At 64.0% G+C, this 10,391-nt stretch carries 8 protein-coding genes; 2 read left to right on the top strand and 6 right to left on the bottom strand.

Annotation, left to right across the window (positions count from 1 at the left end; translation table 11 throughout):
• Positions 1-107: 107 nt before the first annotated feature.
• Complete coding sequence (gene mmsB / locus LB568_RS33205) at positions 108-992, top strand: 3-hydroxyisobutyrate dehydrogenase (RefSeq protein ID WP_013895005.1); 885 nt, start codon at positions 108-110, stop codon at positions 990-992.
• 290 nt (positions 993-1,282) lie between these two features.
• Here the strand turns inward: mmsB and LB568_RS33200 are convergent, their stop codons facing one another.
• The 6 genes from LB568_RS33200 to LB568_RS33175 form a co-directional block, all read right to left on the bottom strand.
• Positions 1,283-1,927, bottom strand: coding sequence for a cytochrome c oxidase assembly factor Coa1 family protein (locus LB568_RS33200; RefSeq protein WP_013895004.1), 645 nt, complete (start codon positions 1,925-1,927; stop codon positions 1,283-1,285).
• A 145-nt stretch (positions 1,928-2,072) separates the two neighbouring features.
• Entirely contained in the window at positions 2,073-3,452 is a 1,380-nt protein-coding gene (locus LB568_RS33195) for an aspartate aminotransferase family protein (RefSeq protein WP_224732386.1), read from the bottom strand.
• Positions 3,453-3,501: 49 nt separating this feature from the next.
• On the bottom strand, positions 3,502-3,627 hold the full coding sequence (locus LB568_RS33190) for a hypothetical protein (RefSeq protein ID WP_041164190.1): 126 nt from the start codon (positions 3,625-3,627) through the stop codon (positions 3,502-3,504).
• A 125-nt stretch (positions 3,628-3,752) separates the two neighbouring features.
• Positions 3,753-5,816: a prolyl oligopeptidase family serine peptidase gene (locus LB568_RS33185; RefSeq protein WP_013895002.1), complete on the bottom strand. Its 2,064-nt coding sequence runs from the start codon at positions 5,814-5,816 to the stop codon at positions 3,753-3,755.
• 84 nt (positions 5,817-5,900) lie between these two features.
• On the bottom strand, positions 5,901-7,064 hold the full coding sequence (locus LB568_RS33180) for an MFS transporter (RefSeq protein WP_224732385.1): 1,164 nt from the start codon (positions 7,062-7,064) through the stop codon (positions 5,901-5,903).
• Positions 7,061-8,242: an MFS transporter gene (locus LB568_RS33175; protein ID WP_224732384.1), complete on the bottom strand. Its 1,182-nt coding sequence runs from the start codon at positions 8,240-8,242 to the stop codon at positions 7,061-7,063. Before LB568_RS33175 ends, LB568_RS33180 begins: the two co-directional genes overlap by 4 nt.
• 255 nt (positions 8,243-8,497) lie before the next feature.
• Here LB568_RS33175 and LB568_RS33170 point away from each other — a divergent pair, with 255 nt between their 5' ends.
• A complete protein-coding gene (locus LB568_RS33170) occupies positions 8,498-10,075 on the top strand; it encodes a trimethylamine methyltransferase family protein (RefSeq protein ID WP_224732383.1) in 1,578 nt (525 codons plus the stop codon).
• Positions 10,076-10,391 lie beyond the last annotated feature (316 nt).

Here is a 10,391-nt window from a genome sequence, read left to right as displayed (position 1 = left end):
GCCTACTGCCTACTGCCTACTGCCTACTGCCTACTGCCTACTGCCTACTGCCTACTGCCTACTGCCTACTGCCTACCGCCTACTTACCCAAATCACGGAGCGCCACTATGACCACCATCGCCTTCATCGGCCTCGGCAACATGGGCAATCCGATGGCTGCCAATCTGGTCAAGGCCGGGCATGCCGTCCATGGCTTCGATCTGGTGCCGGAGAATTTGACGGTCGCGCGCGAGCACGGCGTCGTCGTCATGGCGAACGCCTTGGCCGCGGTGAAGGATGCCGATGTGGTCATCACCATGCTGCCGGCCGGCAAGCACGTGCTGTCGGTCTATGAGGACATCGCGCCTAAGGCAAAAAAGGGCGCGCTGTTCATCGATTCGTCGACAATCGACGTCGAATCGGCACGCAAGGCGCATGCGACAGCCGCAAGGAATGGCTTGTTGTCGATCGATGCGCCCGTTTCGGGCGGCACCGGCGGTGCGGCGGCCGGCACGCTGACCTTCATGGCCGGCGGTTCAGACGATGCCTTCGCCGCCGCCGAGCCGATCCTGAAGCCGATGGCCGGCCGCATCGTCCATTGCGGCGGCGACGGCGCCGGCCAGGCGGCCAAGATCTGCAACAACATGATCCTCGGCATTTCGATGATCGGCGTCGCCGAAGCCTTCGTGCTGGCGGAAAAACTCGGTCTGTCGCACCAGGCGCTGTTCGACGTCGCCTCGACATCGTCCGGCCAGTGCTGGTCGCTGACCACCTATTGCCCCGTGCCGGGCCCGGTGCCCACTTCGCCGGCCAACAGGGACTACAAGCCAGGGTTTGCAGCCGCATTGATGCTCAAAGACCTGAAATTGTCGCAGGAAGCCGCACAGGCTTCCGGCGCCGTGACGCCGCTGGGCGCCGAGGCCGCCCAACTCTACGCCCTGTTCAACGCTCAAGGGAACGGCGGCGCCGATTTCTCCGGCATAATTAATTTTTTGCGCGGGAACCCCGCATAACCAACTGATGTAATTGGCTCTTCTGGATTCTCCAGCCAGAAAAACCGTAAATTTAGATTTGCTTAAGCTCTCGATAACTCCGCGGTAACGATGTCCCTATAAAACGGATGGCGAGGCGGACATATCACTTCCGCCCGGCGCTCCGGATCAGGTCTCGCGTACCGGAGCCCGTAAGTTCGACAAGTGCCCATAAAGTTTCGCAAATTGTTTGCGTAGCGAAGCGCCTGCGTATCTGGCAAAGCCGCGTTCCCGATGGAGCGCGGTTTTTGCGTTTCTGCCGCTCCCGAAATTTATATTCCGATTGCCGCGTTCGGGATCGGAACGTGATCTTCGTTGGTCAGTACGATCGGCGCGTCCTCCCCGTCCACCCTGACGACGAGCAGGCGCGTGCTCCATGAGCCGGCTTTGCGAACCAGGTGCGAATACACCGTGCCCTTGCCCTTGGCGCCATGGACCGGAATGCTGAACTGGGCATCCCCCGCGCCATTCGCATTGACGTCGAGATTGCCTCCGACCCAGAAATTGTCGGTCACCTCCTCGCCGATGGCGGCTTTCACGCGCGTGTCGGCGCGAATGGCATCCATGGTCATGTGATAGGCGTCGCTGCTTTTCAGAACGAAAGGAATGCTGCCGACCATCGTCGCGCAGCCGCCGATGCCAACCACCCACACCGCCAGTCCCGCGATCGCCCAGTTCCGCTGCGTCTTGCGGAACTGTTCGGCGTCGCGCCAGGCACGATTCTGCCAGGCCCAGCGGCTGCCGCGCGCGCCGAGTATGATGATCATGACGATGTTGACCAACGGGATCAGCGCCAGCAGCGCGATGAAGGTGCTGTTGCCGATACCCCAGATCCAGTTGAGGAAAAAGGCGCCCCAGTTCCAGCGGTCGAGCTCGGCCGGAATTTCAGCCGGCTGGTTGAGCGGTTGTCCTGCCATCAAGTCTCCCTTCGGCGAACGGCCTCGACGGCTTGTAGCCGATAGCGCCGATGACCGGAACCCTTGGCCCATCGGCGAAAGACGAACAAGAGACCGGCTCAGGGCGGATGGCAGGCGTCCCGAACCACGGGACGCCTGCAATATCTTATCGCTTGCGCAGATCCGCTTGCGCCAGGTCCAGTGCCTTGCCGATACGCTCGCAAGCCATGTCGATGGTGTCGCGGCTCCAGATCAGCGGCGGCGACAGGATCATCGTGTCGCCGGTGGCGCGCAGCATCATGCCGTTGGCGATCGCATGGTCGCGCACGGTCACCGCGGCACTTCCCGACGGCAGGAACCGTTCCTTGGTCGCCTTGTCCTTGACGATCTCGATCGCGCCCATCAGGCCGATCGAGCGCACCTCGCCGACCAGATCATGCCCGGCGATGCGTTCCTGCAGGGCCTTGGCAAAATACGGCCCGGTGTCGTTCCTGACCCGCTCGACCAGGCCTTCCCTTTCGATGATCTCCAGGTTCTTCAGCGCCACGGCGCAGGCCACCGGGTGCCCGGAATAGGTGTAGCCGTGATTGAACTCGCCGCCCTTCTCGACCAGCGTCGAGGTGATGCGGTCGCCGACCAGCAGCGCCGACAGCGGCTGATAGCCCGACGTCAGCGCCTTGGCCGTGGTGATGGTGTCCGGCTCGATGTCGAAGGTCTGGGCGGCGAACCATTCGCCGGTGCGGCCGTAACCGGTGATGACCTCGTCCAGCATCAGCAGCACATCGTATTTGCGGCAGATGCGCTGCACTTCCGGCCAGTAGCTCATCGGCGGTATCTTCACGCCGCCCGCCCCCATCACCGGCTCGCCGATGAAGGCAGCGACCTTATCGGCGCCGGCCTCCAGGATGGCATCCTCCACGGCCTTGGCCGCGCGCAGGCCGAAATCGTGATCGCTTTCGCCCGGCAGCGCCAGCTCATAGGCATAGGGCATCATCACATGGACGATGTTGGGCACAGCGCCGCCGAGCTGCTTGTGCATGGCATCCATGCCGCCGAGCGAGGTGCCGGCTATGGTCGAGCCGTGATAGGCCATCTTGCGCGAGATGACGCGGTTCTTCTCCGGCTTGCCTTCCAGCACCCAGTAGTGACGGGCAAGTCGTAGCGCCGTATCGTTCGCCTCCGAGCCGGAGGAACCATAGAAGACCTGGTTGACGTTCTTCGGTGCGATTTCAGCCAGTTTCTTGGACAACAGCACCGGCGTCGGCGTCGAGCATTTGAAGAAGGAATTGTAGTAGGGTAGCTCCTTCATCTGCGCATAGGCGGCCTCCGCCAGTTCGTCGCGGCCATAGCCGATGTTGACGCACCACAGGCCGGCCATGCCGTCCAGCAGTTCCGTTCCTTCGGAATCGTAGATGAACGGGCCGTTGGCATGGGTGATGATGCGCGCGCCCGCCTCACGCAATTCCTTGTGGTCGGTGAAGGGATGCAGATGGTGCGCGGCGTCGATCTGCTGAAGCTGCTTCAGCGAATAATTCTGATAGGTCATGTCTGATCTTTCCTCTGGATTCAATCCGGCTGGCGCCGGGGCGAAGTCGTCAGAGGATGGCAGGCGGCGAATAGCCGATGCGGGCGCACAGCCGCAAAAGCTCGGCGCGCAGCGTGCGCGATGACGGTGTCACCGCAACCCGGAATGCGCGAGCTGATAGCCTAGCGAGAGCCATGGCAGGCACCTTAGAGCAAATCCATGAAAAGTGTGAAACGGTTTTCGGTCCGGAATCGCCAAGAAAAGGGATTCAGGGCAAAGGGTGGTTCGACCACCCTTTGCCTGGCGGATGACGGGATATGGCTAGGCCTTGCCGCTTAGCGCCCTCTGCAGGAATACATATTTCATCGCCGTCTGCATCGCTTGAGGCCGACGGTCGCCGCGCCCGCCATGCCCGCCCTCGGTTTCCTCGAAGAACAGCGTCCTGGCGTGACCGGCCTCCTGCAGCCGGGCCGCCATCTTGCGCGCATGGCCGGGATGGACCCGGTCGTCCGCCGTCGATGTGGTCAGCAGCACCGGCGGATAGGCGACGTCCGCATCGACATGCTGGTAGGGCGAATAGGCGGAAAGCCATTTGGCGTCTTCGGGCTTCGACGGATCGCCATATTCGGCCATCCACGAGGCGCCCGGCGGCAATTGCGTGTAACGCAGCATGTCGAGCAGCGGCACCTCGACGATGACGGCGCCGAAGAGTTCGGGGCGCTGCGTCAGGGAAACGCCGGTCAGCAAGCCGCCATTCGAGCCGCCCTGGATGCCGAGCGAGGCAGCCGTGGCGATGCCGCGGCGGACGACGTCCTCGGCGACCGCGGCGAAATCGTCGAAGCCGTTCTGGCGTTTGCCCTTCAGCGCCGCCTGATGCCAGGCCGGGCCGAATTCGCCGCCGCCGCGGATGCAGGCCTGCACATAGGCGTTGCCCTTCTCCAGCCACAGCCTGCCGCGCACGCCGGCATAGCCGGGCAGCAACGGCACTTCGAAGCCGCCATAGCCATAGAGCAACGTCGGCACGGGCCCCTTCTGGTCGCGCCGCCGGACGACAAAATAAGGGATCATCGTGCCGTCCTTCGAGCGCGCCTCGAACTGCTCCGAAATCAGCGGCGAGGCATCGAAGCGTGCTGGCTGCGACTTCACGGTTTCAAGCGTCGCGCCATCGTCGTCGGACCAGATGATCGAGCTCGGTGTCAGGAAATCGGTGAAGGAGAAGGACACGCTGGAACCGAAATGCTCGGCATGACTGATGCCGACCGTGCCGTTTTCAGGCAGAGCGACCGCCTTCAGCGACCAGGCGCCGTCCTTGCGTTCGCAGACGAGAACCTTGCCGCGCACATTGTCCATCAGGCTGACGAACAACCGGTCCTGGGTGCGGGCAAGGCCCGCGATCGACACGCGATGCGCCGGCGCGAGCAAGGTCTCGATGGCGCCAAGGCTGCCGGTTTCGATCCAGTGCGCGAAATCGAGCGAATAGAGCCCGTCCGGCTGGCAGGCCGTGCCATCCGGCGCCGTCCAAGGGGTGCGCACCCCGAACACCATCTGGTCCTTGAAAAGCGCGGTGTCGGTGACGTCGTCCGGCAGCGGGATGCGCCTGTTTTCGCCAGACGGGAGATGCAGGAAACTGTGCGATGCGAAGAAATTGAGTGTCCGCGCCAGAAACAGATGACGCTTCTCGCCGTCGAACTCGACGCCGGCGCCGACGGCGAGATCTTCCTTCTGCGCCTCGAAGATCGGCGCCGCGTCTTCGAGCCTGGTGCCGCGCTTCCAGAGCTTGACCACGCGCGGATAGCCGGACTCGGTCTTGTCTCCTTCCTCGAAGGCTGCTGAGACGATGACCGTGTCCTTATCCAGCCAGCCAAATCCCGATTTCGAGGCCGGCGCGCGGAATCCGCCCTCGATGAACGATTTGGTCTCGATGTCGAACTCCCGCATCTCGCTGGCATCGCCACCATCCGGCGACATTGAGAGCAGGCAGCGGCTGAACTCCGGATAGAGCCGGCTGGCGCCGCTGAACACCCATTTGATCCCCTCCTTCGCCGCGAGCTGGTCGAAGTCGATGATCGTTTCCCACTCCGGCTTCTCGGTCTTGTAGGAAGCGACGGTTGTGCGGCGCCACAGGCCGAGCGCATTGGTCTTGTCCTGCCAGAAATTATAGACATGGCCGGCGATTGCCGCACCCACGGCGATGTTGTCCTCGGCCGTCATCAGGTCGAGCGCGGTCTGGAACGATGCCTGGTAGGACGGATCGCCCTGCAATTGCCCAACCGTGACTTCGTTCTGACGATGCACCCAGTCCAGCGACTGTTTGCTGGTCCTGTCCTCCAGCCAGAGGAAGGGATCGTCCGTGCTGGAGTCTGGCTTGGCGATAGGTTTGGTCATGGAATCTCCGATAGTCATGCTTCGGCATGCAACATCGACATGCCTTGTCCGATATTCAATAGCTGCGGCATCGACGCCGAGGATTCAGGCTTTCCCGCGACCAGCGAGGCTCGCAACCGCCAGCGCCAGGCACAGCAGGCCAAGCGTGAGCGGCAGGCCGCCCGCGCCCAGCACATCCATGACGCTTCCCGCCACCGGCGGCACGGCGATGCCGCCGACACCCCACATCAGCGAAAAGGCGGCATTGCCGGCGACCAGTGTCGAACCGGTGAAGCGTTCGCCGAGTTCGATGATCGACATCGTGTAGATGCCGTACGAAACCGCGCCCCAGATGAAGATCATCGGCCAGATCAGCGGTGTCTCGATGAGAAAAGGCAACAGCGCGCATCCGAGCGCCGTAGCGCTTATGCAGACCAGCCGCACGAACCGCGCCGTCAGCCTTTCCGCCAGCAGGCCGAGCGGCATCTGCATGGCGATGTTGCCGGCAATCATCACCGTGAGCAACGCCGACATCCGGGCTTCGGCGATGCCGTAATGCGTGCCGTAAACCGGCAGCAAGGCCAGCGCGCCCTGTTCGAAACCGGCGGCCACGATGACCGCAAACAAAAGCAGCCAGGCCAGTGGCACGAAGCCAAGAACGGAAACCTGGTGCCCGGCCTCGTCCACCTTTGGCAGGCGCGGCAGCACGGATGCCAGGCAGATGCCGCACAGCACGAAGGCGCAGATGCCGACGAGAAACGGTGGCCAGCCCAGCGTGCCCACGGCAAGCAGGCAGAGTGGACCGGCCGCGAAGCCTGCCGAAATGATCGTCGAATAGATGCCCATGATGCGGCCGCGCCGGGCCGGCGGCGCCAGCGCGATCACCCAGATTTCGCTTAAAACATAGAGCGGATTGGTCACGACGCCGATCAGGAAACGCAGCGGGAACCACAGGTAGACATTCTGTGTCCAGCCGATCAGCGCCAGCACCGCGGCCGAAAGTGCCGCACAGGTGAGCGCGGTGCGCCCTGGTCCGAACCGGCGTGCCAGCGCCGGAATGAGCGGCGACGAGACGATGAAGCCGATCGGCGTCATGGCAGCCGACAGTCCGATCATCGCCGGCGAGACGCCTTGCCGCTGCAGGATGAAGCTCAACAGCGGATAGGACAGCCCCTGCGCGATCGCGAACACCGAGACGGTCGCGATCACGCCGGTGATCGCCGCCCATTGCATCCCTGCCTCGCCGTTGCCGGGGCTTGCCGCGATCATGTCTGCCCGCTCCGGCGGACCGACGAGCGATAGAGTGCAAAGATCACCAGCAAGGCGTCGAGGCCGATGATCACGATCGGCAGGCCGAGCGGGCCGATGCCCTGCATGAGCAGGCCGGCGCTCGGCGGGCCGACAATACCGCCAACGCCCCACAGCAAGGCGAAGGCCGCATTGCCGGTGACCAGCAGCGTGCCCCTGAACCGGCTGCCGAGTTCGACCAGCGCCATCGTGTAGACGCCGTAGCCAACCGCGCCCATCACCAGAAGCACAACCCAGACCAGCGGCGTCATGATCAGCAGCGGCAGCAGCAGCGCGCAGACGGTGGTTGCGATGGCACAGGCCAGGATCATGGGGCGGCCACCGAACCGCTCCGCCAGCAGGCCAAGCGGGATCTGCAGCAGGATATTGCCGAGGGAAAGCGCCATGACCAGCGCGGCGAGCACCGCTTCCGGCAGGCCATAGCCGGCGCCGAAGACCGGGACCAGCGCATAGGTGCTTTGCTGGACGGCGGCCGAGACCAGCACGGCCAGCAGCAGAGCCGGCGCCAGGCGGGCGAAGCTGAGAAAACTGCCGGCGGGCTGGCCGTCATCTTCGAAACCGGTGAGCCTCGACGAGACAAGACGCAGAATGACCGCGCAAAGCACGAAGCCGCCGATGCCGACGCTGAAGGGAGCCCAGCCCGACGTACCGACCAGGGTCAAGGTGAAGGGCCCGGCCGCATAGCCGGCGCCCATCAGCGTGTTGAACACGCCCATGACCCGGCCTCGCCGCGATGGCGCCGCCAGCGACAGCGCCCAGACCTCGCCAAGGATGTAGAGCGGATTGATGACCACGCCGATGATGAACCGGATGACATACCAGGCCACCCAGTTCTGCAGATAGCCGACGCCCAGGAAGCACAGCGCGCCGATCAGCGAGCAGCCGACCGCGAGGTTGCGCGCCCCGACCAGCCGCACCGCCGCCGGCACGAAGGAAGCCGACAGGATCAAACCGAGCGGCATCATCGCCGCCGACAGGCCGATCAACCCGGGCGACATGCCCTGCTTCTGCATCAGGAGCGTGAACAGCGGCGAGCTCAGCCCCTGCGCGGCGCCGAACATGGCAAGCGCTGCGGTGACGCCGGCGAGCGCTGCCCACTGCGTCCCCGCTTCGACCTCGCTCGTGCTGGTTGCGACCATGTCATTATCCATGTGGGATGCCGGCTGGCGTCCCGGCCGGCAAGCGTCACCAGCTACTGGTTCGGCGGGGGGAAAGAAAGGGCCGGCAAGGGAATTCCGCTTGCGCCAATGGTCGAATGATCGAGGCGATGTCGCGGCCACGCCGCTGCCGTCCGGTCATGTCGCTTCCCTCGCCCTAGTGGTCGCCGCCTCCGCAATGGCCGGCGGGCCGCCGGTCCATTATGCCGCCCGCTATCGCATCCTACGAGGACCATCATGACCGCCGCCCTACAATCTGCAGAACCGGCTTTGGCACCCGACCGTGCCCGCCGTGGCGGCCGTGCTGGAAAGCGCGCCGGAGGCTCGGCCGCGTTCGAGCAGCCGCCTTTCCGCCAACTGAAAAACCCTCTGGCGCCGACCAGGCTGGTTTCGGAGGACGAGCTGGAATCGATCCACCTCGCCTCCTTGCGCGTGCTCAGGGAAATCGGCGTCGACGTCCTGCATGACGAGGCCCGCCGCATCATGAAGGCGCATGGCGCGGATGTGCGCGAAGGCACCGAGCGGGTGCGCTTCGACAGCGACATGATCCTCGAATTGGTCTCGCACTGCCCGTCTGAATTCACCATGCATGCGCGCAATCCCGCGCACAATCTCCGCTTCGGCGGCAACAATGTGATCCTGTCGATGATGGCGTCGGCGCCGAACTGCTCCGACATCGATCGCGGCCGTCGCCCTGGCAATCAGGCTGACTACCGCAATTTCCTGCGCCTGGCGCAGATGCACAACATTCTGAACTGCACCGGCGGCTATCCGGTCGAGCCGACCGACATCCACCCGTCGGTCCGCCATCTCGAATGCATACGCGACCTCGCCACGCTGACCGACAAGGTGTTTCACATCTATTCGCTCGGCAAGGAGCGCAACGTCGACGGCATCGAGATCGCCCGCATCGCCCGCGGCATCAGCCATGAGCAGATGCTGGAGGAGCCATCGGTCTTTACCATCATCAACACCAACTCGCCGCTCAAGCTCGACGTGCCGATGATGGAAGGCATCATCCAGATGTCGAGCAAGGGCCAGGTCGTCGTCGTCACGCCCTTCACCCTGTCGGGCGCAATGGCGCCCGTCACCATCGCCGGCGCGCTGGTGCAGCAGAATGCCGAGGCGCTGTCCGGCATCGCCTTTGCCCAGATGGTGCGCAAAGGCGCGCCTGTCGGCTATGGCGGCTTCACCTCGAATGTCGACATGAAGTCCGGCTCGCCAGCCTTCGGCACGCCCGAATACATGAAGGCGCAATTGGTCGGCGGCCAGCTTGCCCGCCGCTACAACATCCCCTACCGCACCTCCAATACATGCGCGGCCAACACGGTCGACGCGCAGGCGGCCTATGAAAGCGTGTTCTCGCTGTGGGGCGCCATCCAGGGCGGCGGCAATCTGATGATGCACGGCGCCGGCTGGCTCGAAGGCGGCCTGCGCTGCTCCTACGAGAAGACTATTCTCGACATAGACCTGTTGCAGATGGTGGCGGAGTTCCTGACCCCACTCGACCTGTCCGATGAAGCGCTCGGCTTCGACGCCATCCAGTCTGTTGGACCCGGCGGCCATTTCTTCGGCACCCAGCACACGCAGGACCGCTACAAGACTGCCTTCTATTCGCCAATTCTCTCCGACTGGCGCAACTTCGAGACCTGGGCGGAAGCCGGATCGCCGACGGCATTGGAAAAGGCCAACAAGGTCTGGAAGGAACGGCTGGCATCCTACGAAGACCCCTATATGGACCCGGCGATCCGTGAAGAACTCAACGCCTTCGTCGAAAAGCGCCGCTCCGAGGGCGGTGCGCCGACCGATTTCTGATCAATGTCGTTGATGAACGGTCGACCCCCACTCCGTCGAGCTGCGCTCGACACCTCTCCCCCGATCGACGGGGGAGAGGAAGGGCGCGAGCTTATGCAGCCTGGCACCTTTCCTCTCCCTCCGGAGGGGGGAGAGGTGGCGCCGCGCAGCGGCGACGGAGTGGTGGAAGCCGTTGACGAAGCGCCCGGCCGCCGCAAGACGGGCACCGCTCAACGCGCGCGAGAGCTTAGGCAGTCAGGCAATCAAGCGGATCTGATGAACGGTCGAGCCCCACTCCGTCGAGCTTCGCTCGACACCTCTCCCCCGATCAGCGGGG

The organism is Mesorhizobium sp. B263B2A (assembly GCF_020165775.1).
GTDB lineage: Bacteria > Pseudomonadota > Alphaproteobacteria > Rhizobiales > Rhizobiaceae > Mesorhizobium > Mesorhizobium opportunistum.
The sequence above is the reverse complement of the archived record's forward strand: the minus strand, read 5'-3'. Positions and strand labels throughout refer to the sequence as shown.

Excerpts from the sequence above, each read along its gene's own strand:
- LB568_RS33200 (WP_013895004.1), bottom strand. The coding sequence starts at position 1,927 with ATGGCAGGACAACCGCTCAACCAGCCGGCTGAAATTCCGGCCGAGCTC.
- LB568_RS33185 (WP_013895002.1), bottom strand. The coding sequence starts at position 5,816 with ATGACCAAACCTATCGCCAAGCCAGACTCCAGCACGGACGATCCCTTC.
- LB568_RS33175 (WP_224732384.1), bottom strand. The coding sequence starts at position 8,242 with ATGGTCGCAACCAGCACGAGCGAGGTCGAAGCGGGGACGCAGTGGGCA.
- LB568_RS33195 (WP_224732386.1), bottom strand. The coding sequence starts at position 3,452 with ATGACCTATCAGAATTATTCGCTGAAGCAGCTTCAGCAGATCGACGCC.
- LB568_RS33180 (WP_224732385.1), bottom strand. The coding sequence starts at position 7,064 with ATGATCGCGGCAAGCCCCGGCAACGGCGAGGCAGGGATGCAATGGGCG.
- LB568_RS33190 (WP_041164190.1), bottom strand. The coding sequence starts at position 3,627 with ATGGCTCTCGCTAGGCTATCAGCTCGCGCATTCCGGGTTGCGGTGACA.
- LB568_RS33170 (WP_224732383.1), top strand. The coding sequence starts at position 8,498 with ATGACCGCCGCCCTACAATCTGCAGAACCGGCTTTGGCACCCGACCGT.
- mmsB (WP_013895005.1), top strand. The coding sequence starts at position 108 with ATGACCACCATCGCCTTCATCGGCCTCGGCAACATGGGCAATCCGATG.